This window comes from Streptomyces nigra (assembly GCF_003074055.1).
In the GTDB taxonomy this organism is placed as follows: Bacteria; Actinomycetota; Actinomycetes; order Streptomycetales; family Streptomycetaceae; genus Streptomyces; species Streptomyces nigra.
In genome coordinates, this window is record NZ_CP029043.1 from 5,918,336 (window position 1) to 5,944,471 (window position 26,136).

At 72.9% G+C, this 26,136-nt stretch carries 20 protein-coding genes and 1 pseudogene; 15 read left to right on the forward strand and 6 right to left on the reverse strand.

Translation table 11 applies throughout. The features are described from left to right. Nucleotides 1-2 precede the first annotated feature (2 nt). Nucleotides 3-1,748 carry a malto-oligosyltrehalose trehalohydrolase gene (treZ, locus tag DC008_RS27345; protein WP_108709225.1) on the reverse strand — a complete coding sequence of 582 codons (1,746 nt, stop codon included), beginning with the start codon at nucleotides 1,746-1,748 and terminating at the stop codon, nucleotides 3-5. Between the two features lie 151 nt (nucleotides 1,749-1,899). Here treZ and DC008_RS27350 point away from each other — a divergent pair, with 151 nt between their 5' ends. The 3 genes from DC008_RS27350 (at nucleotide 1,900) to DC008_RS27360 (ending at nucleotide 4,370) form a co-directional block, all read left to right on the forward strand. Beyond that, nucleotides 1,900-2,451, forward strand: a complete 552-nt coding sequence (locus tag DC008_RS27350; protein ID WP_055624031.1) for a DUF1707 and FHA domain-containing protein — start codon at nucleotides 1,900-1,902, stop codon at nucleotides 2,449-2,451. A gap of 153 nt (nucleotides 2,452-2,604) precedes the next feature. Beyond that, nucleotides 2,605-3,960 (forward strand): M14 family zinc carboxypeptidase, encoded by a 1,356-nt coding sequence (locus DC008_RS27355; RefSeq protein WP_208646131.1) that lies wholly within the window; start codon nucleotides 2,605-2,607, stop codon nucleotides 3,958-3,960. Further along, nucleotides 3,957-4,370, forward strand: coding sequence for an SSI family serine proteinase inhibitor (locus DC008_RS27360; protein WP_108709227.1), 414 nt, complete (start codon nucleotides 3,957-3,959; stop codon nucleotides 4,368-4,370). The genes DC008_RS27355 and DC008_RS27360 overlap by 4 nt, the downstream gene beginning before the upstream one ends. 70 nt (nucleotides 4,371-4,440) lie before the next feature. Here the strand turns inward: DC008_RS27360 and DC008_RS27365 are convergent, their stop codons facing one another. The 3 genes from DC008_RS27365 to glgX form a co-directional block, all read right to left on the reverse strand. After that, nucleotides 4,441-5,703, reverse strand: coding sequence for a M14 family zinc carboxypeptidase (locus tag DC008_RS27365; RefSeq protein ID WP_108709228.1), 1,263 nt, complete (start codon nucleotides 5,701-5,703; stop codon nucleotides 4,441-4,443). 109 nt (nucleotides 5,704-5,812) lie between these two features. Then, on the reverse strand, nucleotides 5,813-8,164 hold the full coding sequence (treY, locus tag DC008_RS27370; protein WP_108709229.1) for a malto-oligosyltrehalose synthase: 2,352 nt from the start codon (nucleotides 8,162-8,164) through the stop codon (nucleotides 5,813-5,815). A 105-nt stretch (nucleotides 8,165-8,269) separates the two neighbouring features. After that, complete coding sequence (gene glgX / locus DC008_RS27375) at nucleotides 8,270-10,414, reverse strand: glycogen debranching protein GlgX (RefSeq protein WP_108709230.1); 2,145 nt, start codon at nucleotides 10,412-10,414, stop codon at nucleotides 8,270-8,272. Between the two features lie 180 nt (nucleotides 10,415-10,594). On the opposite strand from glgX, the gene DC008_RS27380 reads away from it, so the two are divergent. From DC008_RS27380 to DC008_RS27395, 4 genes are all read left to right on the forward strand, one after another. Continuing rightward, complete coding sequence (locus DC008_RS27380; RefSeq protein ID WP_108709231.1) at nucleotides 10,595-11,416, forward strand: Tat pathway signal sequence domain protein; 822 nt, start codon at nucleotides 10,595-10,597, stop codon at nucleotides 11,414-11,416. A gap of 80 nt (nucleotides 11,417-11,496) precedes the next feature. Continuing rightward, complete coding sequence (locus DC008_RS27385; RefSeq protein WP_108709232.1) at nucleotides 11,497-12,840, forward strand: copper amine oxidase; 1,344 nt, start codon at nucleotides 11,497-11,499, stop codon at nucleotides 12,838-12,840. Nucleotides 12,841-12,942: 102 nt separating this feature from the next. Further along, nucleotides 12,943-14,181, forward strand: coding sequence for an SAV2148 family HEPN domain-containing protein (locus DC008_RS27390; RefSeq protein ID WP_108709233.1), 1,239 nt, complete (start codon nucleotides 12,943-12,945; stop codon nucleotides 14,179-14,181). A gap of 118 nt (nucleotides 14,182-14,299) precedes the next feature. Continuing rightward, nucleotides 14,300-15,082 carry a 3'-5' exonuclease gene (locus DC008_RS27395; protein WP_108709234.1) on the forward strand — a complete coding sequence of 261 codons (783 nt, stop codon included), beginning with the start codon at nucleotides 14,300-14,302 and terminating at the stop codon, nucleotides 15,080-15,082. Between the two features lie 37 nt (nucleotides 15,083-15,119). Here DC008_RS27395 and DC008_RS27400 read toward each other — a convergent pair whose 3' ends face one another. Then, nucleotides 15,120-15,983: a phosphotransferase gene (locus DC008_RS27400; protein ID WP_108709235.1), complete on the reverse strand. Its 864-nt coding sequence runs from the start codon at nucleotides 15,981-15,983 to the stop codon at nucleotides 15,120-15,122. A gap of 169 nt (nucleotides 15,984-16,152) precedes the next feature. Between DC008_RS27400 and DC008_RS27405 the strand changes: the two genes are divergently transcribed. From DC008_RS27405 to mgt, 5 genes and pseudogenes are all read left to right on the forward strand, one after another. After that, the gene (locus DC008_RS27405; protein ID WP_108709236.1) at nucleotides 16,153-17,088 is read left to right on the forward strand and encodes a carbohydrate ABC transporter permease; all 936 of its coding nucleotides are present in this window, start codon (nucleotides 16,153-16,155) and stop codon (nucleotides 17,086-17,088) included. Then, a complete protein-coding gene (locus DC008_RS27410; RefSeq protein WP_108709237.1) occupies nucleotides 17,085-17,918 on the forward strand; it encodes a carbohydrate ABC transporter permease in 834 nt (277 codons plus the stop codon). The genes DC008_RS27405 and DC008_RS27410 overlap by 4 nt, the downstream gene beginning before the upstream one ends. Further along, nucleotides 17,918-19,192: an ABC transporter substrate-binding protein gene (locus DC008_RS27415; protein ID WP_108709238.1), complete on the forward strand. Its 1,275-nt coding sequence runs from the start codon at nucleotides 17,918-17,920 to the stop codon at nucleotides 19,190-19,192. The genes DC008_RS27410 and DC008_RS27415 overlap by 1 nt, the downstream gene beginning before the upstream one ends. A gap of 268 nt (nucleotides 19,193-19,460) precedes the next feature. Then, nucleotides 19,461-20,240, forward strand: coding sequence for a 23S rRNA (adenine(2058)-N(6))-methyltransferase Erm(V) (gene erm(V), locus DC008_RS27420; RefSeq protein WP_108709239.1), 780 nt, complete (start codon nucleotides 19,461-19,463; stop codon nucleotides 20,238-20,240). Between the two features lie 37 nt (nucleotides 20,241-20,277). Continuing rightward, nucleotides 20,278-21,517: pseudogene (gene mgt, locus DC008_RS27425) on the forward strand (macrolide-inactivating glycosyltransferase). 67 nt (nucleotides 21,518-21,584) lie between these two features. On the opposite strand, the gene DC008_RS27430 reads toward mgt, so the two are convergent. After that, nucleotides 21,585-23,852 (reverse strand): MMPL family transporter, encoded by a 2,268-nt coding sequence (locus DC008_RS27430; RefSeq protein ID WP_108709240.1) that lies wholly within the window; start codon nucleotides 23,850-23,852, stop codon nucleotides 21,585-21,587. A 346-nt stretch (nucleotides 23,853-24,198) separates the two neighbouring features. Between DC008_RS27430 and DC008_RS27435 the strand changes: the two genes are divergently transcribed. From DC008_RS27435 to DC008_RS27445, 3 genes are read left to right on the forward strand one after another with little or no spacing between them, the layout of a single operon-like run. Continuing rightward, on the forward strand, nucleotides 24,199-24,747 hold the full coding sequence (locus tag DC008_RS27435) for a DUF1697 domain-containing protein (protein WP_108709241.1): 549 nt from the start codon (nucleotides 24,199-24,201) through the stop codon (nucleotides 24,745-24,747). Further along, nucleotides 24,740-25,111 carry a nuclear transport factor 2 family protein gene (locus tag DC008_RS27440; protein WP_108709242.1) on the forward strand — a complete coding sequence of 124 codons (372 nt, stop codon included), beginning with the start codon at nucleotides 24,740-24,742 and terminating at the stop codon, nucleotides 25,109-25,111. The genes DC008_RS27435 and DC008_RS27440 overlap by 8 nt, the downstream gene beginning before the upstream one ends. A 2-nt stretch (nucleotides 25,112-25,113) precedes the next feature. Next, a complete protein-coding gene (locus DC008_RS27445) occupies nucleotides 25,114-26,130 on the forward strand; it encodes a ketopantoate reductase family protein (RefSeq protein ID WP_108710883.1) in 1,017 nt (338 codons plus the stop codon). Nucleotides 26,131-26,136: the final 6 nt, after the last annotated feature.

The window sequence follows — 26,136 nt, forward strand, 5'->3', positions numbered from 1 at the left end:
GCTCAGGACTGCAGCAGGACCACCGCCGACTCGCCGGGCACCTGCAGCACCCCGTCCGCGCCCGGTGACTCCACCGGCTCCCACGCCGCCAGGACCTCCGCCTTGCGCGGCCCCAGCGGGATCGCCGCCGGGCTCTCGGAGAGGTTCACGGCCACCCGGACGTCCCCGCGCCGGAAGGCGATCCAGCGCGCCCGCTCGTCGAAGGCGACCTTGGTGTCGGCGAGGTCCGGGTCGGTGAGGTCGGGCTGCTCGTGGCGCAGGGCGATGAGCCGCCGGTACCAGGCGAGCACGCGCGCGTGCGGCTCGCGGCCGGGCTCGGACCAGTCCAGGCAGGAGCGCTCCCGGGTCGCCGGGTCCTGCGGGTCCGGGACGTCCTCCTCGGCCCAGCCGTGCGCCGCGAACTCCCGCCGCCGGCCCCGCCGTACGGCCTCGGCGAGCTCCGGGTCGGTGTGGTCGGTGAAGAACTGCCAGGGGGTGCCCGCGGCCCACTCCTCGCCCTGGAACAGCATCGGTGTGAACGGCGCCGTCAGGGTCAGCGTGGCCGCGCAGGCCAGCAGGCCGGGGGAGAGGGAGGCGGCGAGCCGGTCGCCCTGGGCGCGGTTGCCGACCTGGTCGTGCGTCTGGCTGTAGCCCAGCAGGCGGTGCCCGCCCACCTTCGTACGGTCCAGCGGGCGTCCGTGGCTGCGGCCCCGGAAGCTGGAGTAGGTGCCGTCGTGGAAGTAGCCGCCGGTCAGGGTCTTGGCCAGGGCCGCGAGGGGGGCCCGCGCGAAGTCGGCGTAGTAGCCCTGGGACTCGCTGGTCAGCGCGGTGTGCAGGGCGTGGTGGAAGTCGTCGTTCCACTGCGCGTGCAGCCCGAGGCCGCCGTCCGTGCGCGGGGTGATCAGCCGCGGGTCGTTCAGGTCGGTCTCGGCGATCAGCGACAGCGGGCGGCCCAGGTCGGCGGCGAGGGCGTCGACGGCCGTCGACAGCTCCTCCAGGAAGTGGATCGCGCGCGTGTCGACGAGCGCGTGCACGGCGTCCAGGCGCAGCCCGTCCAGCCGGTAGTCCCGCAGCCAGGCCAGCGCGCTGCCGACCAGGTAGTCGCGCACCTCGTCCGAGCCGGGCGCGTCGAGGTTGACGGCGGCGCCCCAGGGGGTCTGGTGCCGGTCCGTCAGATACGGGCCGAAGGCGGGCAGATGGTTGCCGGACGGGCCGAAGTGGTTGTGGACGACGTCCAGCACCACGCCGAGCCCCAGGGAGTGCGCCCGGTCGGCGAAGCGTTTCAGCGCCTCGGGTCCGCCGTACGGCTCGTGCACCGCCCACAGCGAGACCCCCTCGTACCCCCAGCCGTGCGTGCCGGGGAAGGGGGTGAGCGGCATCAACTCCACATGCGTGACGCCCAGTTCCGCGAGGTGCCCGAGCCGGTCGGCGGCGGCGTCCAGGGTGCCCTCGCGCGTGTACGTGCCCACGTGCAGCTCGTACAGGACCGCGCCCGGCAGCGGCCGGCCCGCCCACTCGGTGCGCCAGTCGTACCGCGCGTGGTCGACGACGGCGCTCAGCCCGTCCGGTCCGTCCGGCTGGCGCCGTGAGCGCGGATCGGGCAGCACCGGCCCGTCGTCCAGCGCGAAGCCGTACCGGGTGCCGTCCCGCGCCTCCGCCTCCCCCCGCCACCATCCCGCACGCTCCGGATCCCGCTCCAACGCGTTTGCGGCGCCGTCGCAATGGAGCGTGACCCGGTCGGCCTGTGGTGCCCACACCTCGAACTGCACGGACGGTTCCCCTTCGTCTGCTCACGGTGACGTAGCCCGTCCATGGTGCTCCACCGGAGATCGATCCGCTGCGGGATCCACCCTTTCGCGCGCGCCGGGCCGTTTCCCCGTTTTCTGGACAGCCGGGGTCCGCTGACCGACAATCGGCACCGTGACGTCGTCCTTCGAGTTCCACACGTACCCCGCGCGGCTGTCCGACGCGGAGCGCGACAAGGCGCTGAAGGTCCTCCGTGACGGCGTCGCCATGGGCCGGCTGTCGCACGACACGTTCGTCCGGCGCATGGAGCTTGCCCTCGCCGCCCGCCGCTCCGACGAACTCCTCGCGCTCACCGCGGACCTGCCCACGCAGGGCAGGGTGTCCCGGATCGTGTTCGGCACCGTCGAGGCGGTCTCCGGCTTCACCGTACGGCTGCGCCGGGCCTGGCAGGCCGAGCGGCTGCCCAAGCTGCTGCTGCCGCACCCCGCGACCGGGCATCCGCTGCGGATAGGCCGCGACCCGGCCAACGGGCTGCGGCTCACCCACGAGACGGTGTCCCGGGTGCACGCCGAACTGAGCCACCAGGCCGGCCTGTGGGTCCTGCGCGACCTCGGCTCCACCAACGGCACCACGGTCAACGGCCGCCGGGTCATCGGCGCCGTCGTCGTCCGGGAGGGCGACCAGATCTCCTTCGGGCGGATGGAGTTCCGCCTCGCCGCGCACTGACCCGGACCGCCCCGGCGGTGCTTCCCGGCCGGTGCGCGTGACTCAAGTCCCTTTGCTCCGCGCGGTGTTGACGTACCTTCCAAGTCGTGACTGACTGTGCGTACACCATGCACACCAGGTGAACCGACGGCACCACATTCGTGGAGGTGTGCCCTGCCGCCCCTCCTGCGTTATCCGACCGTCGACGAGCTCGGGGCGCGAGCGGCCTCACTCGTCGCCAGCCATCCCCGGCAGGCGCGGTTGCGCCGGGTCGGGACCTCACGGGCCGGTACGCCCCTGTGGCTGCTGTCCGTCGGCCACGGCCGCCGCCAGGCCCTCGTCGTGGCCGGACCGCACGCCAACGAGCCGGTGGGCGGCGCCACCGTGCTGCGGCTCGCCGAACGGGTGCTGGCCGACCCCCGGCTGCACGAGGGCGCCGACGCCACCTGGAACCTGCTGCTCTGCCTCGACCCCGACGGCCTGCGCCGCAACGAGGGCTGGCTGCGGGGGCCGTACGCGCTCGGCGACTACTTCCGGCGGTTCTTCCGGCCCGGCTTCCTGGAGCAGCCCGAGTGGCTGCCCGACGGCGCCGACGCCGCGACGCTCCCCGAGACCCGCGCCCTGCTCGCGCTCCAGGACGAGCTGCGGCCCTTCCTGCAGTGCTCCCTGCACGGCGTCGACGTAGGCGGCGGCTTCGTCGAGCTGACCCACGATCTGCCCGGACTCGCCCAGCGCGTCGCGCACAGCGCCGCCCGCCTCGGCATCCCGCGCGAGCTCGGCCCGTACGACACCCTGTACTGGCCGGAGCTGGGCCCCGCCGTCTACCGGATCCCGCAGCCCCGGCGCGGCGATCTGGCCGCCGCCATCACCGAGGCGGCCGTGGAGTCGACCTGGTTCCACCCGCACCGGCACGGCACCGTCACGGCCGTCGTCGAGGCCCCCATGTGGGGGGTGGCGGGGGTGGAGGACGGCGCCCCGCCCACCGACGAGGAAACGGTTTTGCGCAGGGTGAGCCACACCCTGCGCGACGACACCCTGGTCCTGGAACGGCTCCTGGAACGCCTGCGCCCGCATCTGCCGGCCGGCCCCGAGACCGCCCGGCTGCTCGCCCCGGTCGACGACTATTTACTGGTCTGCCCGGGCCTCGCCGACACCTGGGACCCCGACGTCCCCGACCCCGTCGGCACGCACCCGCTGCCGCTGCTCAGCACCGCCCATCTGGCGGCCCTGCGCATCGCCGGCCGGCGCCTCGCCCTGCGCACCGCCGGACTGCTGCACCAGCTCGTCACCGGGGCCGGCCACGACCCGGCGGGCGTCCTGCCCGAGCTGGAACGGTGGCTGGACACCTGGTGCGACGACTACCGCGACGGCTGCGGGGCCCGCTGGATCCCGGTCGCCCGGCAGGTCGAGTACCAGTCCCGGGTGGTGCTCGCCGCGTTCGAACTCGCCCACCGCCACGCGTCCGCGCGATCCCGTTCGGGTGAGTCGGGCTGGAACGCCGGGGCCACCGTGCCGATGCATCGGGAATGACCCGACGCACCACACTCGCACGAGGCGGCCTGCTCGCGGCCGCCGCCGCCCTGGCCCTCGGCGCCGCCGCGCCCCATGCGACGGCCCGGCAGGCGGACTCCGGCAACTGGCTCTACGTCACCGTCACCCACGGCGACGCCCGCAGCGGCGAACAGCCCGGCAGGCTCCTGACCTGCGACCCGCCCCAGGGCCACACCAAGGCGGCCGAGGCCTGCGCCCAACTGGACGCGGTGGACGGCGACATCCAGCGCCTCGAACAGCACGGCACCTACTGCCCCATGGTCTACGCCCCGGTCACGGCCCGAGCCCGAGGCGAATGGAACGGCCACCCGATCGACTACCGGGAGACGTTCGCGAACAGCTGCGGAATGACGTCCCGGACGGGGGCGGTCTTCGCGGTGGAGGACTGACCGGAGGTCCCGCGCGGCACGCGCGCGTAGCCGGTGTTCACGCCGTCCCGGCGCGCGCGTGGCCTGTGGTTCAGCCGCCCCCCGCCCCGTCGCGGGCGTAATGCGCTGCTGCCAAAATCGTGCGGGATTGGTGTTCGATCTGGTGTTCAAGGGGGACCCAGCGGGCGCGGAAGCGGGTGGCGAAGGCGTCGCTCCAGGTGGACACCAGGTGGTCCAGGCGCTGGGCGCCCGGGCCCCGGGCGTCGATCTCGCGCAGGACCCGGAGCAGCATGGCCGCCGCCCGGAGCGGCAGCCGGCGGCCGAAGGCGTCCACGCTGCCGATGTACGCCATCGTGCCGTCGGCGGGCGGCGTGCGGGTCCAGTCGGCGGCCAGCCCCGGCACCAGTTCCAGTGCCCACTGCGCCGCGCGCAGCAGCGGCCCGTCGGCGCCGGCCAGCCGGGGCCGCGCCTGCGCCAGGACCCGTTCCACCTCCAGGGCGTCCCGCAGCAGCCGATCCGCCAGCCGGCGCATCGCCCGGTCCGGGGCGGGATGCGGGGCCGGGTCGTCCACCAGGTCGCTGGCCCACATCGGCACCTCGACCACCGCGGTCAGCCCGCCGTAGCGGTGCACATGGAACCAGGTGCTGCTGCGTGCGTCGTCCGGCATGCTCGGATACGCCGCCCGCGCGCCCGGCTCCGGCATGACGTGCACGCCCGGTCCGGACGCCGGCCAGCCCACCGCGTCCGACGCGCCGGTCTCCACCGGGATGTGCAGCTGCGCCGCCGACTTCGCGAACGGCTCGGCGAGCCCGGGGACGTCCCGGGTCAGCTGCACCCAGCTGCCGCCGAGGTCGGTGCCGTGCAAGGTCACCTGGAGATAGGGGCGCAGCTCGTCGATGACCCCGGTCAGCGCCCGGGTCTCGGGCGGCAGCCGGCCGGGCGGCAGCGTCGCCGGAGCCCACTCGGGCTGTTCCGGGGCGGCGGGCCGGAAGAACCCGCGGTGGTAGTCGTACAGGCTGCGCGGGGCCGGTGTGACATGCAGGCTCGCCCCGTCGGGGTCCGCGCACAGCAGGAAGTGCCAGGAGACGTTCGAGCGCAAGTCACGTTCCAGCAGAACCCGTTCGGCGACCGCGAGCAGCGCAGGGCCGCCGGAGGGCTCGTTGGCGTGGGCGCCCGCGACCACCAGGACGGCCCGCGCCGCGTGGCCGACCGACAGCAGGTGCAGGGGTCTGCCCCCGCGTGAGACGCCCACCTGCCGGACCACGCACAGTCCGGGGCGGTGGGCGGCCAGCGCGCGGGCCGACCGCAGCAACTCGGCAGGAGTGGGGTAGCGCAGCTCCGTCAGGGAACTCACCCCCGTCACCGTCCGCCCGGCGTCGCCCTTCGCAGTACCCCACGGACTCGTTGAGCTGTCAAGGAGCACACGGGGAGCCCGGCGGGGGCGCCCGGAGGCACCCCGCCCCTCACTCCCCGGCACGCTCCAGCAACGCCACCGGCAGTCGCTCGAACAGCTGCTCCACCCGCACCTGCCCGGTGAACTCCCGCTCCCCGTCCAGCACGTCGACCCAGCGGCCCGGCGGCAGCGCCAGCTTGGTGTCCCGCCAGCCGCCGTCCCGCGCCAGCCGGAGCGACAGCCGGGTGACGGCGGTGAGCACCTCGCCGGAGCGCACGAAGGCCACACAGTGCTCGGAGGCCGGTCCCTCGGCGGCCAGCGGCTCGTACGAGGCCGCGTCACCGAAGACCTCGGGGCGCCGCCGGCGCAGCCGCAGCGCCGCCGCCGTCACCACGCCCTTGTCGCCGGCGTCCTCGGGCGGGAACGCCACAACCCGGCGGTTGTCCGGGTCCACCAGCGCCCGGTACTCGCCCTCGGTGCCCTGGTAGACGTCCGGCACCCCCGGCATGGTGAGCTGCGTCAGCGCGACCCCGAGCACATTGGCCCGGATGTACGGCTCCAGGGCGTGCCGGAACGCCGTCACCCGCTCGCCCGGCACCCCGCAGGGCCCCGCGGCCACGAACGCGGCCACCGCCTCCTCGTACGGCGGCTCCTGCTCCGTCCAGCTGGTGAACAGGCCCGCCTCCCGCACATGCTTGAGCAGCGCCCCCCGCACCCGCTCGACGTCCGCCTCGCCCAGCCCGAACACCGTCTGCCAGGCCGCCCACGCCAGCTGCGCGTCCGGGACACCCGTGCCGTCTTGGGTCACCTCCGCCACGAGGTCCGCCCAGTCCCGCGGGCACTCGGTGAGCACGGCCAGCGCGGCCCGCACGTCGGCGCTGCGCTTGGTGTCGTGCGTGGACACCACCGTCCCGGTCAGCGGCCAGTCACGCTGCACGCGCGCGCAGTACGCGTGGAACCGGTCCGGCGAGACGGAGGGGCTGCCCGGGTCGCCGCCCACCTCGGTCGCCGACAGCAGCGCCACATGCCGGTAGAAAGCGGTGTCCTCCACCGACTTGGCCCGCAACGCCGACGACGTCTGCGCGAACCGCGTCCGGAACTCCACCGCGCCCGGCCCGTCCCCGGCCCGCCCGAGCACCAGGTCGCGTACGACGTCCACGGCACCCGCCTCCTCGGGCACCGCGAACGCCAGCCGGGCCTCGGCGGCGGCCTCCTCGGTGACCACGAGGGAGGCGTCGGTCGAGGCGTAGGGCCGGTAGACGTCCATCCGCACCAGCAGCTCCTGGAGGGCCGTGCGCAGCGCCCAGGGCGCCCGGTCGCGCAGCGCGGGGTCCGGCGAGGTGTCGCAGACCCGGTGCGCCACCCGCGTCAGCCGGTCGACCTCCGCGGCCAGCTCATGGGTGAGCACCTTGTACCCGGCCCGCCGCACCGTGGCGTCCCAGTCGCCGCCCCGGTCGGTCTGCGGCGCCGCGAACCGCCGGTACGAGCCCAGGAGTTCCCCGTACCCGGCCGGATCGGTGAAGAGGCCGTCGATGTGCCGCAGGGCGTCGTAGCCGGTGGTGCCGGCGACCGGCCAGGCGGCCGGCAGATGCTCCCCGTCCGAGAGGATCTTCTCGACCACGGTCCAGCGCCCGCCCGTCGCCTCGTGCAGCCGCCGCAGATAGCCGTCGGGGTCGGCGAGACCGTCGGGGTGGTCGACGCGCAGCCCGTCCACCACCCCCTCGTGCAGCAGCTGGAGGATCTTGGCGTGGGTGGCCTCGAACACCTCCGGGTCCTCGACCCGCACCCCGATCAGCTCCGAGATGGAGAAGAACCGCCGGTAGTTCAGCTCGGTCCGGGCCAGCCGCCACCACGCCAGCCGGTACCACTGGGCGTCGAGCAGCCGGGGCAGCGGCAGGTCCCCGGTGCCCTCGCGCAGCGGGAACACATGGTCGTGGTACCGCAGGACGTCACCGTCCACCACCAGGTCGTCCAGCACCCGACCGAGCGGGCCGCCGAGCACCGGGAGCAGAATCCGGCCGTCCTGCGCCTCCCAGTCGATGTCGAACCAGCGCGCGAACCGGGACACGGAGCCCTCGCGCAGCACCTCCCACAGGGCGCGGTTGTGGCGCGGCGCCATCGCCATGTGGTTCGGCACGATGTCCAGCACCAGGCCCAGGCGGTGCTCACGGGCGGTGCGCGACAGGGTGCGCAGCCCGTCCTCCCCGCCCAGCTCCTCGCGCACGCGCGCGTGGTCCACGACGTCGTAGCCGTGCCCCGACCCCGGAACCGCCTCCAGGACGGGGGACAGGTGCAGATGCGAGACGCCGAGCGAGGCCAGATACGGCACGGCCTCGGCGGCGGCCGCGAACGGGAACGAGGGCTGCAGCTGCAGCCGGTAGGTGGCGGTCGGCACCATCGGTTCGGGGGCTTCAGGTGTCATGCAGAGCTACGTACCCCTCTGGCCGCCCTTCGTGTCATCGCCCGCCGCCACGTGGAGCCACGCGCGGGCGCGCCCCGGCCACCTCGGACCGCGCCCGCGCCGCGTCTACACCGGCCGCTGCAGCACCGTCAGACTGCGGTCCACCAGCGTCAGCCGCTCCCCGGCCTGCACCTTCGGCCCCGTACCCGGTGGCACCCCGTCCGGGCGGGCCGTGTCCACGACCACCTGCCACTGCCGGCCGTGGTCGACCGGCACGACGAAGTCCAGCGTCTTCGGCGAGGCGTTGAACATCAGCAGGAACGAGTCGTCGGCGATCCGCTCCCCGCGCGGTCCGGGCTCGGAGATGGCGTTGCCGTTGAGGAACACCGTCAGCGCCGACGCCTGCGCCCGGTCCCAGTCCCGCTGGGTCATCTCCTTGCCCTCCGGGGTGAACCAGGCGATGTCCGACAGGTCGTCGTGGGTGCCCTCGACGGGCCGCCCGTGGAAGAAGCGCCGCCTGCGGAAGACGGGGTGCTCGCGGCGCATCGCCACCATCGCGCGCGTGAAGGCGTGCAGGTCCCGCGAGAGGCTCCCGCCCGCGCCCTCCTCCGCCTCCTCGCCGGGCTGCGGCCAGTGCACCCACGACAGCTCGCTGTCCTGGCAGTACGCGTTGTTGTTGCCGTGCTGGGTGCGGGCGAACTCGTCGCCGTGGCTGATCATCGGCACACCCTGGGACAGCATGAGCGTGGCGATGAAGTTGCGCATCTGGCGGGCGCGCAGCACCGGCACGTCCGGGTCGTCGGTCTCTCCCTCGGCGCCGCAGTTCCAGGAGCGGTTGTGGCTCTCGCCGTCCCGGTTGTCCTCGCCGTTGGCGTCGTTGTGCTTGTCGTTGTACGACACCAGGTCGTGCAGGGTGAAGCCGTCATGGCAGGTCACGAAGTTGATCGAGGCCAGCGGGCGGCGCCCGTCGTCCTGGTACAGATCGGAGGAGCCGGTCAGCCGGGAGGCGAACTCGGCGAGCGTGCGCGGCTCGCCCCGCCACAGGTCCCGCACGGTGTCGCGGTACTTGCCGTTCCACTCGGTCCACAGCGGCGGGAAGTTGCCCACCTGGTAGCCGCCCTCGCCGACGTCCCACGGCTCCGCGATCAGCTTCACCTGCGAGACCACCGGGTCCTGCTGCACCAGGTCGAAGAACGACGACAGCCGGTCCACCTCATGGAACTGGCGTGCGAGCGTCGCCGCGAGGTCGAAGCGGAAGCCGTCGACGTGCATCTCGGTGACCCAGTACCGCAGCGAGTCCATGATCAGCTGCAGCACGTGCGGGGACCGCATGAGCAGTGAGTTCCCGGTGCCGGTGGTGTCCATGTAGTACCGGGGGTCGTCCGTCAGCCGGTAGTACTGCGGGTTGTCCAGGCCCCGGAACGACAGCGTCGGCCCGAGGTGGTTCCCCTCGGCCGTGTGGTTGTAGACGACGTCGAGGATGACCTCGATACCGGCCTCGTGCAGCGCCCGCACCGCCGACTTGAACTCCAGGACCTGCTGGCCGCGGTCGCCCCAGGAGGCGTACGCGTTGTGCGGGGCGAAGAAACCGATCGTGTTGTAGCCCCAGTAGTTGTTCAGGCCCATGTCGACCAGCCGGTGGTCGTTCACGAACTGGTGGACCGGCATCAGCTCCAGCGCCGTCACGCCCAGCTCGGTCAGGTGCTCGATCAGCGCCGGGTGCGCGAGGCCCGCGTAGGTGCCGCGCAGCTCCTCCGGCAGCCCCGGATGGCGCATCGTCAGGCCCTTCACATGGGCCTCGTAGATCACCGTGTGGTGGTATTCGGTGCGCGGGCGCCGGTCGTCGCCCCAGTCGAAGTACGGGTTCACCACGACGGACGACATCGTGTGCGGCGCCGAGTCGAGGTCGTTGCGCCGGTCGGGTTCACCGAAGTGGTAGCCGTAGACCTCCTCGCCCCAGCGGACCGAGCCGCTGACCGCCTTCGCGTACGGGTCGAGGAGCAGCTTGGCGGAGTTGCAGCGCAGCCCCCGCTCCGGGGCGTACGGGCCGTGCACCCGGAATCCGTACCGCTGCCCCGGCATGACGCCCGGCACGTACGCGTGGCGTACGAAGGCGTCGCTCTCCCGCAGTTCCACCGCCGTCTCCGAGCCGTCGTCGTGCAGCAGACACAGCTCTACTCGGTCCGCGGCCTCCGTGAAGACCGCGAAATTGGTCCCGGCGCCGTCGTACGTGGCACCGAGCGGATATGCCTCTCCAGGCCAGACCTGCATGGACACGACTCTTTCAGCTCGACCCCGCCGTCGGGGGCGCCTTGACGTCGAGTCTCCCCGAAAGTGATGGAACCACCCCCGACTTACGTCCCTCTTACCGGTCGACCAGTGCATACACCGTATGCCGAACGTGTGGGGCAATCACATACTCCCGATGACCTGGGGGAGTAGGGGGAAGACGTGCGCGAGATAGTGCGCCGCCACCTGGGGAAGGTGGTGGCCGGCACGGCCATCGCGGTGGCGGGGACCGCCGTGATGGTCGGGATCACCCTGCCGGGCACGGCGGGGGCCGGCGAACGGGCGGGAGACACCGCCGGGCAGACCGCGGCCGGTGAGCGGGGGGCCGCGGGCCAGGCGGCCGGCGCGGTGCCGCCGGGTGTCGTCGAGGAGGCGCCCGACGAGGGGGACGCGGGCGTCGGCGACGACCCGCTGACCGACGACGAGACCGAGCGTGCCGCCCAGCTCGCGGCGAGCCCGCAGCTGCGTACCGCCGGGGAGAACGTGGCCGGGGACCGCGGCGCCCAGCGCCTCGGCGTCGAGCTCGCCGAACCAGAGGGCGGCGAGACGGACCGCGCGGGCGGGCCGCGCCGGGCCGAGGTGACGTTCTACGACTACAAGACCGACGCGCTCGTCACCCGGACCGTCGACCTGGACACCGGCAAGGTGGAGCGGACCGTCACCGAGCACGGCGTCCAGCCGCCGCTGAGCCGGGCCGAGTACGCCGAGGCCGCGAAGCTGCTCATCGCCCATCCGCTGGGCGCGGGCATGAAGGCGGACTACAAGGACGCCACCGGCAAGGCGCTCACCTCGCCGGACCAGCTGCTGCTCAACGGCGCCGTGTACCGGGCCACGTCCGGCGGCCAGCCCGCCGCGCTCGACAAGTGCGGCGAGCACCGCTGCGTACGGCTGTTCCCGAAGGTGAAGAACGGGCCCTGGATCGACGCCCGGTCCTTCGTGATCGACCTCAGCGCCCGCCAGGTCGCCCGGCTCGACACGCGCTGAGCCGGCGCCGTCCACCGCACCGGGCCCGACCCGCCCGGACACCACGTACTCGCATCTCCTGCAAGAGGAGTCACCTCGTCATGCGTGCAAACAGCTCGACCAGCGGTTCCCGCCCGAGGAGAAAGGTCCGGGCCCGCACCACCGCCGCCGTCGGCGTGTCCCTGGCCGCCCTGGCCGCCGGCGCCACGACCGGCGCGGGCACCGCCACCGCCCAGCCGCGCGACGCGGCCCCGGCCGCCGCCGACTGCAGCGCCGCCTACCGCATAGAGAAGAAGCTCAGCGGCGGCACCACGTGGCGCATGTGCTGGCGCTACGACGGCAAGGCCGGTCTGGTCCTGGAGAAGATCTCCTACCAGCCCAAGGGCGAGACCAAGCCCATCCGGGTCCTCAACAGCGCCCGCCTCGGCCAGATCCACGTCCCGTACGACGACGGCAGCGTCGAGTACGACGACCTGACGGGCTTCGGCTTCGCCCAGGGGCTGATGCCGCTGAAGGCCACCGAGTGCCCGGGCGGCACCATCAAGTCCGTCAAGGTCCCCGAGGCCTGGGACCCGCAGAACCCGAACGTCAAGGGCCTGTGCACGACGACCCGCGCGCGGGGCCACGCCTACCGGATGCAGGGCGACACCGCGAACAAGGTCTACGCCGCGCAGGGCCAGGACCTGCTCGTGTACACCGTCAACCAGGTCGGCTGGTACGAGTACATGACCGAGTGGCGCTTCCAGGACGACGGCACGGTCACCATGAACGTCGGCGCCACCGGCAGCCTGTCGTACGACGACTACGACGCCGGTGACGGCCGCGGCTGGCCCATCGGCAAGGGGAACCGGGCCAAGGCCACCAGCCACAGCCACAACGTCTTCTGGCGCCTGGACTTCGCCCTGGACGGCTCCACCAAGAACCGTGTCGAGCAGTACGACTCGACGGTGAGCGCGCCCGCCTCCGGCGACCGCGCGCCGCGGACCAAGACCAGTGTCACCAAGGTCACCAAGGAGCTCACCGGCGACGCCAAGGCGTACCGCTGGTGGCGGATGGTCAGCGCGACCGGCAAGAACAAGGACGGCCACGCCCGGTCGTACGAGATCGTCCCCGGCGTCAGCACCAAGTACCCGGGCCGCAGCTACACCAAGCACGACCTGTACGTCACCGAGTACGACAAGTGCGAGAAGTTCGCGACCCACAACCCCGGTTGCGGCAACGGGCACCCCAAGTCAGTGGACAAGTGGGTGGGCGGGCAGACCCTCAAGCACCCGATCACCTGGATGAACGTCGGCTTCCACCACATCGCCCGCGATGAGGACCAGCAGCCGATGCCGGTCCACTGGCAGGGATTCTCCATCGTCCCGCGCGATGTGACGGCCATGAACCCGCTCACGCCGAACGAGCTGGCATGGCAGAACGGCCACTGGCAGCCGCGCAGTTGAGAAACGACCTGTCCATCCGGCTGCACCGCCCGCCGCTCCCGGAGTACCCTTCCTTGATCGTTGGGACGGGGAGTGCTCGGGGGAGCGGAAGGCGGTGCGCGGGTGGGCTCGGGAGGGCTGGAGTTGCCCCCTGGTGACGAGGGTCACGAGGGGAACTCCCCAGACGTCCCGCCCGGCACGGTGTCCCTGGCCCGGCCGATGGAGACCACGTCCATCGGTCCGGAGCTGGACTGGGACCCCGAGGCCTGGCGGGAGGTCCGTACCCGCGCCCAGCGGGCCGGGCGGGCCTACATCTGGCTGAACCTCGTCGAGCAGCGGCTGCGTGCCGTCGTGGCCGCCGTGCTGCGGCCCGTCTACGAACCCGTCCACGGGGACGACTGGGTGGTGGCCGCCGCAGGTCCGGCCGGTCAGGAGTGGGTCCAGCGCGCGGTCGCCGTCCGCGAGGTCAGCCGCCGCAAGGGGTATCTGCTCGACCCGGCCGACGACAACGTCCTCAGTTTCCTCACGCTGCCCCAGCTGCGCGAGCTGATGGTGCAGCACTGGCCGTGCTTCGAGCCCTATCTCGACGACCGTCGGGAGGTCGAACTCGCCCTGGACGAACTCGAGGTGACCCGGAACGTGGTCTCGCGCAACCGCGCCCTGTCCGAGGCGGTCCTCAACCAGGCCGAGCGGGCCTCCGCCCGCCTCCTGGAGGCCCTCGGCACCGGCGGTGACGTGCCGTCGGCCCGCCGGCTGCCGATCGACGCCGTCGAGGACCTGGTCGGCGACCGGTACTCCGACGTCGTCGCCGTGCACTCCGACCGGGTGCGGCTGCTGCGCCGGTTCCCCGCCGAGGACATCTTCGGCGGCGCGCGCCGGCTCGACGCCATCGGCATCGGCCTGAACCTGCTGGTGCAGAACTTCTCCGGGCGGCGGCTGGTCCGGCTCGCGGAGGCGGGCTGCCGGGTGCGGCTGCTGTTCCTCAACCCGGCCTCCAGCGCGGTCAAGCGGCGTGAGCGGGAACTGGGCATCAAGCGGGGCGAGCTGAGCCGCGCGGTGGAGATGAACATCCTGCACATGCGGCGGGTGCGGTCGCGGCTGCGGGACCCGGGCGCCTTCGAGATCCAGGTCTTCGACGAGACGCCCCGCTTCACGGCCTACCTCGTGGACGGCGACGGCGCCGACGGCATCGCGGTCGTCCAGAACTATCTGCGGCGCACCCGGGGCATGGAGGCGCCGGTGCTGGTCCTGCGCAACGGCAGCAGGGTCGTGAAGTCGGACGAGGTCGAGGAGGGCGGGCTCTTCCCCACCTATCGCGAGGAGTTCGAGGTCATGTGGGCGGATTCGCGCCCCGTGTCCTGAACTGTCCCGCAGGGCGCGAAGTGTCCCATCGGGCAAGCGGAATGCGGTCCTCGGATTGTCAGTGGCCCATGGGAAGGTGGAGACCACTGGGGGACGCACCACAAGAAGGGGGACCGCCATGGGGTGGCACCGTGAGCTGCTGATCGGCTTCGACCTGGAGACGACCGGGACCGATCCGCGCGAGGCGCGCATCGTCACCGGCGCCGTCGTCGAGGTCAGGGACGGGCTGGTCCTCGGCCACCGGCAGTGGCTGGCCGACCCGGGCGTCCCGATCCCCGCCGAGGCCGTCGCCGTCCACGGTGTCAGCAACGAACGCGCGGCCGCCGAGGGCCGCCCCGCCGACCAGGTCGCCGACGCCATCGCCGACGTCCTGGTGTCGTACTGGAAGTCGGGCGTCCCGGTCGTCGCCTACAACGCGGCCTTCGATCTGAGCCTGCTCTCCGCCGAGCTGCGCCGGCACGGTCTGCCGTCCCTGCGCGAGCGCCTCGGCGGCCTCGACCCGGCCCCCGTCGTCGACCCGTACACGATCGACCGCCGGGTCGACCGCTACCGCCGGGGCAAGCGCAACCTCGAAGCGGTCTGCCGGGAGTACGGAGTGGAGCTCGACTCCGCCCACGACGCCTTCGCCGACGCCCTCGCCGCGGCCCGCCTGGCAGGCGCGATAGCCGCCCGCCACCCCAAGATCGCCTCCGTCGGCCCGGCCGAGCTGCACCGCCGCCAGATCGAGTGGTACGCCGAGTGGGCGGCGGACTTCCAGACCTTCCTGCGCGCCAAGGGCGACCCGGCGGCGGTCGGCGACGGCACCTGGCCGGTCCGCGACCCCGAACCCCCCGTGCCGGGACCGGCGGTGGTCGGCCGGTCGGTACCGGGCGAGGTCCAGATCCCGGCGGACCGGGCCTGAGGGCCCCGGCGCGCCGCCGCCCTTGGGCCACAGCGGCTCAGAACGGATACCACCGCACCGTCTCGTCCCCGTCCCGCAGTGACGCCACCCGGCGCCGGAACTCCTCCAGCGCCTTCGGGTTGCTCGGGGCGTGCTGCGCCACCCAGGCGCAGCTCGCCGTCTCGCGGGCGCCGCGGAGCACCGCGCAGCCGTCCCACTCGCGCACGTCCCAGCCGTACGTGTCCGTGAACTCCTCGTAGGACGCCGCGGGCAGCCCGTACCGGTCCCGGGACAGGGCCATGACCACCAGGTCGTGCTCGCGCAGATCGGCGGAGAAGGTCTCCAGGTCGACCAGGACCGGTCCGTCCGGGCCGGCGTGCACATTGCGGGGGAGGGCGTCGCCGTGGATGGGGCCCGGTGTCAGACGGGGCGTCAGGCGCGCCGCGGCCTCGGCGAAGCCGTCCCTGCGCTCATGCAGATACGCGGCGTCCGCCGGGTCGATCGCGTCGCCCGCCAGCCGCAGCCAGCGCTCCACCCCGCCCAGCAGCTCACGGGGCGGCAGCGCGAACGGCGGCGCGGGCAGGGCGTGCACGATCCGCAGCAGCGCGGCCAGGTCACGGGGTTCGGCGGGGCGTACCGCGTCCGGCAGGCGGTGCCACACGGTCACCGGGTGCCCGTCCACCAGCAGGGCCTCCGGTTCGGCGGCCCGGACGGCCGGGACCCCGGCGTCCGCCAGCCACAGCGCGATCCGCAGCTCGCGGCGGGCCCGCTCCAGCAGTTCGGCGTCCCGGCCGACCTTGACGACCAGGCCGCCGGCGGCGAACACCGCGTTCTCCCCGAGGGACAGCAGCCGCGCGTCCCCGGCCGGGGCGGGCAGGACCTCCGCCGCCGCCAGTACCTCGCGCGCCCGTGCCTCGTCCATCGCCCGCCTCCGTGGGGTCGTACGCCTTCGCTAACGGCGGACGCATTCCCGCCATTCGCGCTCAGTCTCGCATTTCCACAGGTCGGACGCGTGCGGGTGGTCTTGACGGGGTACGGCGCCTTCACGACCATGACGGGGCCCGCCCGAGCCGTGCGAAGGGGCTGATGCCGTGACCTCGGTGACCCAAGCCGAGAGGCCGGCCGCCCGTGTGCCCCGCCCCGGCCGGGACCGGCGCGTCACGGACCGCGGGGCCTGGTTCCTGGTGCTGCCCGCGCTGCTGCCCATCCTGATCCTCAGCGTCGGCCCGCTGCTCTACGGCATCCTGCTGTCCTTCACCGACGCCCAGTCCGGACGCACCGCGGCCGCCCGGTGGATCGGCGGGCTCAACTTCCAGGACCTGCTGCACGACACGCTGTTCTGGGAGTCGTTCCGCATCGGCCTGGTCTGGGCGGTCGGCGTCACCGTGCCGCAGTTCCTGCTGGCCCTCGGCCTCGCCCTGCTGCTCAACCAGGACCTGCGGCTGCGCTGGCTGGCCCGTGCCCTCGCGATCGTCCCGTGGGCCATGCCCGAGGTCGTCGTCGGCGTCATGTGGCGGCTGGTCTATGCCCCCGACGCCGGTGTCCTCAACGAGACCCTGCGCGATCTCGGCCTCGGCGACGGCCGTGACTGGCTGAGCGGCCTCGGCACGGCCCTGCCCGCCGTGATCGTGGTCGGCGTCTGGGCCGGGATGCCCACCACCACGGTCGCCCTGCTCGCCGGACTGCAGAACACCCCGCGCGAACTGCACGAGGCCGCCGCCGTGGACGGCGCCGGCGCCTGGCGCCGCTTCCGCACGGTCACCTGGCCCGCGCTGAGACCCGTGGCCCTGTCCATCACCGCGCTCAACCTGATCTGGAACTTCAACTCCTTCGCCCTGGTCTACGTGCTGACCAGCGGCGGCCCGGGCGGCCGCACCCGGCTGCCGATGCTCTTCGCCTACGAAGAGGCGTTCCGCTACGGGCAGTTCGGCTACGCGGCGGCGATGGGATGTGTGATGGTCGCGGCGATCTCGGTCCTGCTCGCGGTGTTCCTGGCCGGCCGGCTGCGGGGCGGTGACACGGCATGAGGACCAGCCGGACCGGCCGCGCCGGTCAGTACGCAGCCCTGCTCGCCTATCTCGTCTTCCTGGCCTTCCCGTTCCTGTGGCTGGTCTCCACCGCCTTCAAGCCCCCGCGCGAACTGGCCAGTCTGCACCCCACCTGGATCCCCGAGGACCCCACGCTCGCCAACTTCCGTCAGGCCTTCGACGAGCAGCCCCTCCTGGACGCCGCCCTGAACTCCCTGGCCGCCGCGCTCGGCACCGCCGTGGTCGCCGTGCTCCTCGCCACCCCGATGGCGTACGTCATGGCCCGCCGGCGGACCCGGCTGGCGCGGGCCGCGACCGGCTGGGTGGTCGTCAGCCAGGCGTTCCCGCTGGTCCTGGTGATCATCCCGCTGTTCCTGGTGCTGAAGAACCTGCGGCTGATCGACTCGATGACGGGGCTGGTCATGGTCTATGTGGTGTGGGCGTTGCCGTTCGCGCTGTGGATGCTCGTGGGGTACGTCCGCGCGGTGCCGCGCGAGCTGGAGGAGGCCGCGGCCGTCGACGGGGCCGGACGACTGCGCACCCTCGTCTCGGTGACCGCGCCGCTGCTCGCGCCCGGTCTGGTGGCGACGGCCCTGTTCGCGTTCGTCACCGCGTGGAACGAGTTCTTCTTCGCCCTGGTGCTGCTGAAGACCCCGGAGAAGCAGACGCTCCCCGTCGTCCTCACCCACTTCATCGGCGCCGAGGGCGTCGTGGACCTCGGACCGCTGGCCGCCGCCGCGTTCCTCGCGACGCTGCCGTCCCTGGTGGTGTTCGCGCTCATCCAGCGCCGGATCACGGGCGGCATGCTCACCGGGGCGGTGAAGAGCTGATGCGTGGACGTCTGCTGTGGGTGCTCGTCCTGGTCCTGCTGGCCGCCGGCTGCGGCGGCGACACCGACCCGGGCGGCCCCGTCACCCTGCGCTTCCAGTCACTGGCCTGGCAGGAGGAGTCGGTCCGGGTCAACAAGGAGCTGGTGGCCGAGTGGAACGCCACCCACTCCGATGTCAAGGTCGAGTACGTCCAGGGCAGTTGGGACAGCGTCCACGACCAGCTCCTCACCTCCTTCGAGGGCGGTGAGGCACCGGACGTCATCCACGACGCCTCCGACGACCTGGCCGACTTCGCCTACGGCGGTTACCTCGCCGACCTGACCGGCCTGCTGCCCGAACGGCTCACCCGGGACATCCCGCGGCACAGCTGGGAGACGACGACCTTCGGGGACGGCGTCTACGGCGTGCCGTTCCTCCAGGAACCGCGCGTGCTCATCGCCAACGCCACCTGGCTCGACAAGTCGGGCGTGCGCATCCCCACCCCCGAACACCCGTGGACCTGGCGGGAGTTCCGCGAGATCACCGACCGGCTGAGCGGCGACGGCCGGTACGGGGTCGCCTGGCCGCTCAAGGAACCCGTCTCCGTCAGCCTCAACCTGTCGCTGTCGGCCGGCGGGCAGCTCTTCCACCGGGGCGCCGACGGCAAGGTGACCGTGCGGTTCGAGGAGGGCGACGCGGTGATGCCGCGCACCGTCCACGACCAGATCGCCACCGACCGCAGCGCCGCCCCGTCCACCCTGGGCAGCGGCGGCTCCGACACCCTGCCCGGCTTCTTCGGCGGCCGCTACGCGATGGTCCCGCTGGGCTTCTCCTACCGGCAGCAGATCGTGCAGCAGGCGCCCGAGGGCTTCGACTGGCGGGTGCTGCCCGCCCCGGCCGGCGCCGACGGCCTCACCCAGGGCGTCAGCCCGCAGACCCTGTCCATCGCCCAGGACAGCCCCCATCAGCGGGAGGCCGCCCAGTTCATCGACTTTGTGCTGCGGCCGAAGAACATGGTGCGCCTCGCGCTCGGCGACTGGATGCTGCCCACCGGCACCGAGGCCCTGAAGGACCCGGCCCTGCACACCGACGAGCACGACTGGGCCACCGGCACCGCCCTCGCCGGCCGGCTCCGCCCGGCACCCGCGCAATCCGTGCGCGGCTACCCCGAGTTCAAGGACAAGGTCGCCACCCCGGCCTTCCAGGAGTACTACAGCGGCGCCATCGGTCTGTCCGAGCTGCGGACCCGCCTGGAACGGGACGGCAACCTGGTGCTCGCCCGCTACCAGCGCTGACGTAAATCCCTTTGCGCGCGACGGGGGCACCTGCCTAGCGTGCCGTCCATGGCAGCGAACAACGCGATCACGAACACCGGTCTCGGCCGGGGCTGTGCGCACTCCGTACGGATGCGCCGTGGCCCCGGAGCCCTGACCGGCCGGGGGAGCCGCACCGCCCGCTGATCGCGCGCGGACCCGCTGTCTCCTCCCTTTTCTCTCTCCTGTCTTCCGGTCAGGGCCTTCGGCTGCCCTCCTCCCTCTCCACGGAAGACAAGGACCGCAGGCCATGGCCCGCCCCAGTCGCGTATCCCGCGCGCTCTCGCAGAACTTCCTCGCCGATCGCGCCGCCGCCGGACAGCTCGCCCGGCTCGCCGCGCCCCACGGCCACCCCGTCCCGCTGCTGCTCGAAGTAGGCGCGGGCAAAGGCGCGTTGACCGAGCTGCTCGCCCCGCGCTGCCGCAGTCTCCTCGCCTACGAGGTCGACCCACGGCTCGTCCCCGTCCTGCGCTCGCGCTTCGCGGACGCCCCGCACGTCCGTGTCCTCGGCGAGGACTTCCTGCACGCGAGGGCGCCGCGCACCCCGTTCTCCGTCGCCGGGAACGTCCCCTTCTCGCGTACCGCCGTCGTCGTCGCGTGGTGTCTGCGGGCCCCGCATCTCACCGACGCCACCCTGCTCACCCAGCTGGAGTACGCCCGCAAACGCACCGGCGACTACGGCGGCTGGACCCGGCTGACCGTGCTGACCTGGCCCCGCCACGAGTGGCGGCTCGCCGGACGGGTCGGGCGCCGCAGCTTCCGTCCCGTGCCCCGGGTGGACGCCGGGATCGTCCGTATCGAGCGGCGCCGCACCCCGCTGCTCGCGCCCGGCGCCGACGCCGGCTGGCGGGAGCTGGTCGAGCTCGGCTTCTCCGGGGCCGGCGGCTCCCTGCACGCCTCGCTGCGGCGGGCCCGCCCGAGACGGCGGGTGGACGCGGCGTTCCGCGCGGCGGGGCTCGACCGGGACGTCCTGGTGGGGGAGGTGCCGCCGTGGACGTGGCTGAGGCTGCACGAGGTGCTGGGCTCGTGAATGCGGATCACAGAGCCGCCGGCGTCATGCATTCAGGTTGCACGAGACGTATCGTCTCGTTTATGGTCGAGCCCATGACCGCTCCCGCACACATCGCCATGTTCTCCATCGCCGCCCACGGGCATGTGAACCCCAGCCTCGAGGTGATCCGCGAGCTCGTGGCGCGCGGGCACCGCGTCACCTACGCCATCCCGCCGGTCTTCGCCGGGAAGGTCGCCGCGACCGGTGCCGAGCCGAAGCTCTGGAACTCCACGCTGCCCGGCCCCGACGCCGACCCGGAGGCGTGGGGGAGCACCCTGCTGGACAACGTCGAGCCGTTCCTGGCCGACGCGATCCAGGCCCTCCCGCAGCTGATCGAGGCGTACGAGGGCGACGAGCCCGACCTCGTCCTGCACGACATCACCTCCTACCCGGCCCGCGTCCTCGCCCACCGCTGGGGCGTGCCCGCCGTCTCGCTGTCGCCGAACCTCGTCGCCTGGGAGGGCTACGAGGAGGAGATCGCCGAGCCGATGTGGGCCGAGCCGAAGAAGACGGAGCGCGGGCAGGCCTACTACCAGCGCTTCGAGAACTGGCTGACGGAGAACGGCGTCGGTCTGCACCCCGACCCGTTCGTCGGCCGCCCCGACCGCTCGCTCGTCCTCATCCCGCGTGCCCTCCAGCCCAACGCCGACCGGGTCGACGAGCGGGTGTACTCCTTCGTCGGCGCCTGCCAGGGCGACCGCACCGCCGAGGGTGACTGGCGGCGGCCGGCCGGCGCCGAGAAGGTCGCGCTCGTCTCCCTCGGCTCGGCGTTCACCAAGCAGCCGGCGTTCTACCGGGAGTGCGTGAGGGCCTTCGCCGGACTGCCCGACTGGCACCTGGTGCTCCAGATCGGCCGGCACATCGACCCCGCCGAGCTCGGGGAGATCCCCGCGAACGTCGAAGTGCACGACTGGGTGCCGCAGTTGACGATCCTGAGGCAGGCCGACCTGTTCGTCACGCACGCCGGCGCGGGCGGCAGCCAGGAGGGCCTGGCCACGGCCACCCCGATGATCGCCGTACCGCAGGCCGTGGACCAGTTCGGCAACGCCGACATGCTCCAGGCGCTCGGTGTCGCCCGGCACCTCCCGACCGAGGAGGCCACCGCGGAGGCCCTGCGCGAGGCCGCCCTCGCGCTCACGGGCGACCCCGAGGTCGCCCGCCGCCTGAAGGAGATCCAGGCCGAGATGTCCCGGGAGGGCGGCACCCGACGCGCCGCCGACCTGATCGAAGCCGAACTGCCCGCCGCCCGAGCCTGACACGGCGGGGCCCGCCGGCTCTTTTCGAGCCGGCGGGCCCCTGTGTGCCGAGATATGGCCGGGCGGGTCAGACGGGTACGCGCTCGCCCTCGTCGTCTCGGGCCGCCGTCCGCGTCACGGCCTCCGGTGACTCGTCGTGGGTCAGGTCCGGCAGGCGGTGCAGCCACTTGGGCAGGTACCAGTTGCGTTCGCCCAGCAGTGCCATCACCGCCGGGAGCAGGACGCCCCGGATGATCGTCGCGTCGATCAGCACCGCCGCGGCGAGGCCCACGCCCATCTGCTTCATGGACTGCATCGACAGGGTGCCGAAGATCGCGAAGACGGCGACCATGATGACCGCGGCGCTGGTGACGACCCCGGCCGTGGTGACCACGCCGTGCTGGATCGCGTCCTTCGTGGTCAGGCCGCGCAGCCGGGCCTCGCGGATCCTCGAGACCACGAACACGTGGTAGTCCATCGACAGGCCGAACAGGATCACGAAGAGGAACAGCGGCAGCCAGGTGATGATGGCGCCCACGCCCTCCGCGCCCACCAGGGACGCGCCCCAGCCGTGCTGGAAGACGGCGACCAGGATGCCGTACGCCGCGCCCACCGACAGCAGGTTGAGCACGATGGAAGTGGCAGCGATCGTCAGGGACCGGAAGGACAGCAGCATCAGTCCGAAGGCGAAGACCACGACGAACGCGAAGACCGGGACGACCGCTCCGGCCAGCTGGTCGTTGAAGTCCTTCGACCCCGCGACCTGACCCGTGATCGGCGCCTCCAGGCCGTCGACCTCGCCGAGCGTGGCCGGGCGGACCTCGTCGCGCAGCCTGTCCAGGCTCTCGCCCGCCTTGTCCAGGTCGGAGCCGCCGACGAGTGGGACGTAGACGAAGGCGACGTTCTGCGCGTCGTGCAGCTTGATGTCGACCGGGCCGCGTGAGGCGCCCGAACTGACGGCCCGCTCACGGAAGGCGGCGAGCGCGGACTTCACCTCGGGGGCGTTGATGTCGTCCGCCTTGACGACGACCTCGGCCGGCTCGGATCCGCCCGGGAAGGCCTCGTTGACCCGGTTGTACGTCTGCACGATCGGCAGCGAGTCGCCGAACTCCTGGTCCAGCGTGAGGTTCTGGGTCTTCATGCCCACCGCCGGGGCCGCGACGGCGAGCAGCGCGCCGGCGGCCACCACGACCGAGACGGCCGGACGGGCGAGTACGGCCTTGAGCACGGCCGTCCAGAAGCGGCTCTCCCGCTTCACCCCGCCCCGGTTGCGGCGCAGCCGGCTCTCCGGGTGCAGGAACGGGATCTTGCCCTTCTCGACCCGCTCGCCCAGCAGCGACAGCAGCGCCGGCAGCACGGTCACCGAGCCGACCATGGCGACCGCCACGACCATCAGCGAGGCCAGGCCCATCGCCTCGAACTCGGCGAGACCGGTGAACAGCATGCCCGCCATCGCCACGCACACCGTGACACCGGAGACGATGATCGCGCGGCCGCTGGTGGCGGCGGCGACCCGCAGGGCCGTCTGCGCGTCCCGGCCGGCCTCGCGCTCCTCGCGCTCACGGCGCAGATAGAACAGGCAGTAGTCCACGCCGACGGCCAGACCGACCAGCAGCATCACGGAGTTCGCGGTGTCGGACATCGGCATGACATGGCTGACGAGGCCCATCAGGCCCATCGTCGCCATGATCGCGGTGATGGCGAGGAGCACCGGCAGCAGCGCCGCCACCAGCGCGCCGAAGGCGATGAGCAGAATGCCGAGGGCCACCGGCACCGCGGAGTACTCGGCCTTCTGGAAGTCGTCCCCGAACGCGTCGTCGAACGTCTTCATCATGCTGGCGCCGCCGATCTCCTCGATCCGCAGCGAGCCGTGGTCCTTCTGGACCTCCTCCACGGCCTTCAGCACGGGCTCGACCCGCTCCCCGGCGGTGTCGGAGTCCCCACGCATGTCGAACTGCACCAGGGCGCTGCGGCCGTCCTCGGAGATGGTCTTCGTGTCGTACGGCGACGTCACGTCCCGGACCTCGCCGGTGCCCTCCACGGCCTTCACGACCGCGTCGACCGCGTCGCGGAACGCCGGGTCGGTGGCCTTCAGCGAACCGCCCTTCGCCTGGATGAGGACGGTCTCACCGGCCGGCTCCTCGATGCCGGCGTCCTCGATGATCCGGGCGGCGGTGTGCGTCTCCCCCTTCAGCTGGTCGCTGTCCGTGACGTCGACCCGGCCCGCCGCCGAACCGAGGCCCATCGCCAGGACGACGAACAGCACCCAGATCCCGACGGCGGTCCATCGATGGCGGGCGCTCCAGCCGCCGGCGCGAGCGGCGAGCCCCCGCACTCGCGTCTCCCTGTTCCCCATGAGGGCCTGCCCCCTGTGGTCGCGGCGACGGCCCCACGCCGTCACCTTTCGTCTCTCGACGGTATGAGCCGGGCGGAACGGTCTCGTCGTGCTGCCCGGTGAAGTGCGGCGGGCGGAACTCATCCCCTCGTACTCCGAAGCCTCCGCACCGAGGAGGACGGCGGCCCCTTACATCTATCCCGGGTGGTCGGGGACACCGATCGGGGATCAGCTTCCGGGACGAGTGGGGCGACCGGGACACCGGAGCTTGTGCTTCGTGCTGACCGGTAAGTAACTTACGGTTGCGGTCGTCGTGCCCACCCCCACGGGGCACGACGGCCGCGCTCCGTCCGCCTAGGCTGTCCGGATGACGACGATGTACGCGGCGCTGCTGCGCGGGATCAACGTGGGCGGCAGCCGGAAGGTGCCCATGGCCGAGCTGCGCACCCTCCTGAGCGGCCTCGGACTCGACGGTGTGCGCACCCATCTCCAGAGCGGCCAGGCCGTGTTCGCCGCCGGGCACGGCGACGAGGACTCCCTCGCCGCGGAGATCACGGCGGCGATCGAGGCGCACTTCGGCTTCCCGGTGGACGTCATCGTCCGCGACCACGCCTACCTCAAGGCCGTCGTCGACGGCTGCCCGTTCCCCGCGGACACGCTCGAGGGCAGGCAGCTCCACGTCACCTACCTCTCCGCGCCCGCGGACCCCGCGCGCTACGCCGGGGTCGACCCGGCCGCGTACCTGCCGGAGGAGTTCCGGCTCGGCGACCGGGCGGTGTACCTGTACGCCCCGGACGGACTCGGCCGCTCCAAGCTCGCCGAGGCCCTGTCGCGGCCCCGGCTCACCAAGGGCCTGATCGCCACCAGCCGGAACTGGAACACCGTCGTGAAACTCGTGGAGATGACCGGTGCCTGAGCACGACCCCGCCGTCCAGGCGGCCATCGAGGGCGAACTGCGTCTGCTGGACCCCGAGGTCCGCCGCTCCCCGGAACTCCTCGGCGCCCTGCTGCACCCGGAGTTCCACGAGTTCGGCTCCTCCGGCAGCCGCTGGGACCGGGCCTCGACCCTGGCCCGCCTCCCCCTGGACACCGACCCGCACCGGTACGTCGTCACCTCCCCGATCCACGGCGTCCGGCTCGCGCCCGACGTCGTCCACCTCGTCTTCGACACCGAACGCGAGGGCGTGCGCGCCCACCGCAGCTCCCTGTGGCGGCGGACGGACGCGGGCTGGCAGATGTACTTCCACCAAGGGACGCCGTACGGCGGAGAAGAGGCATGAGCGTGCGCTACGTCATCATCGGGGCCGGAGCCGTCGGAGGAGTGGTCGGCGGACGGCTCGCCGAGGCCGGACACGACGTCGTCCTCGTGGCGCGCGGCGCCCACCACGACGCCCTACGGGACCGCGGACTGCGGCTCAGGGTCCCCGAGGGCGAACCGACCCTGCGGATACCGGTCGTCGACGGCCCGGACGCGCTCGGCGCGCTGCGCCCCGACGACGTCCTCGTCCTCGCCGTGAAGACCCAGGACACCGAGGCGGCGGTGCGCGCCTGGGGCCCCGCGCCGGTCGCCGGCGGCGGGACGGCCGCCGAACGGCTGCCGCTGGTCTGCGCGCAGAACGGCGTCGAGAGCCAGCGCCTCGCCCTGCGGGTGTTCCGGCGCGTGTACGGCGTCTGCGTCTGGCTGCCCTGCACCTACGTCGAACCGGGCGTCGTCTCCGCGGCGGGCACCCCCCTCACCGGCATCCTGCATCTCGGCCGCCATCCGCACGGCACCGACGAGACCGCCCGGCTCATCGCCGCCGACCTGGAGAAGTCCCGTTTCGAGGCGCCGGTCGTGCCCGACGTGGCCCGCTGGCAGTACGCCAAGCTGCTGGCCAACCTCGGCAACGCGGTGGAGGCGCTCACCGGGCCCGTCGCCGGCGAGGAGGCCGTCGCCCTGCTGGGGCGGGTGCAGGAGGAGGGCGCGGCCGTCCTGCGGGCCGCCGGGATCGCGTACGCCACCCCCGAGGAACAGCGGGCGGTCCGCGGCGACAAGGTCACCCTCGTCCCGCTGGACGGCGTCCCGCGCGGCGGCGGCTCCTCCTGGCAGTCCCTCGCCCGGGGCACCGGCACCATCGAGTCCGACTACCTCAACGGGGAGATCGCCCTCCTGGGCCGGCTGCACGGCGTCCCGACCCCGCTGAACGAACTCCTCCAGCACCTCGCCGGCACCTTCGCGCGCGAGCGCCGGGAACCGGGATCGATGCCCGTGGCGGAGCTGGTGCGACGCGCGGACGAGGCGGCCACCCGCACGGACTGACCGGGC

Coding starts and splice junctions, on each gene's coding strand:
- DC008_RS27360 (WP_108709227.1), top strand. CDS start 3,957: ATGACCCGACGCACCACACTCGCACGAGGCGGCCTGCTCGCGGCCGCC.
- treY (WP_108709229.1), bottom strand. CDS start 8,164: ATGACACCTGAAGCCCCCGAACCGATGGTGCCGACCGCCACCTACCGG.
- glgX (WP_108709230.1), bottom strand. CDS start 10,414: ATGCAGGTCTGGCCTGGAGAGGCATATCCGCTCGGTGCCACGTACGAC.
- DC008_RS27385 (WP_108709232.1), top strand. CDS start 11,497: ATGCGTGCAAACAGCTCGACCAGCGGTTCCCGCCCGAGGAGAAAGGTC.
- DC008_RS27395 (WP_108709234.1), top strand. CDS start 14,300: ATGGGGTGGCACCGTGAGCTGCTGATCGGCTTCGACCTGGAGACGACC.
- DC008_RS27400 (WP_108709235.1), bottom strand. CDS start 15,983: ATGGACGAGGCACGGGCGCGCGAGGTACTGGCGGCGGCGGAGGTCCTG.
- DC008_RS27410 (WP_108709237.1), top strand. CDS start 17,085: ATGAGGACCAGCCGGACCGGCCGCGCCGGTCAGTACGCAGCCCTGCTC.
- DC008_RS27415 (WP_108709238.1), top strand. CDS start 17,918: ATGCGTGGACGTCTGCTGTGGGTGCTCGTCCTGGTCCTGCTGGCCGCC.
- DC008_RS27430 (WP_108709240.1), bottom strand. CDS start 23,852: ATGGGGAACAGGGAGACGCGAGTGCGGGGGCTCGCCGCTCGCGCCGGC.
- DC008_RS27435 (WP_108709241.1), top strand. CDS start 24,199: ATGACGACGATGTACGCGGCGCTGCTGCGCGGGATCAACGTGGGCGGC.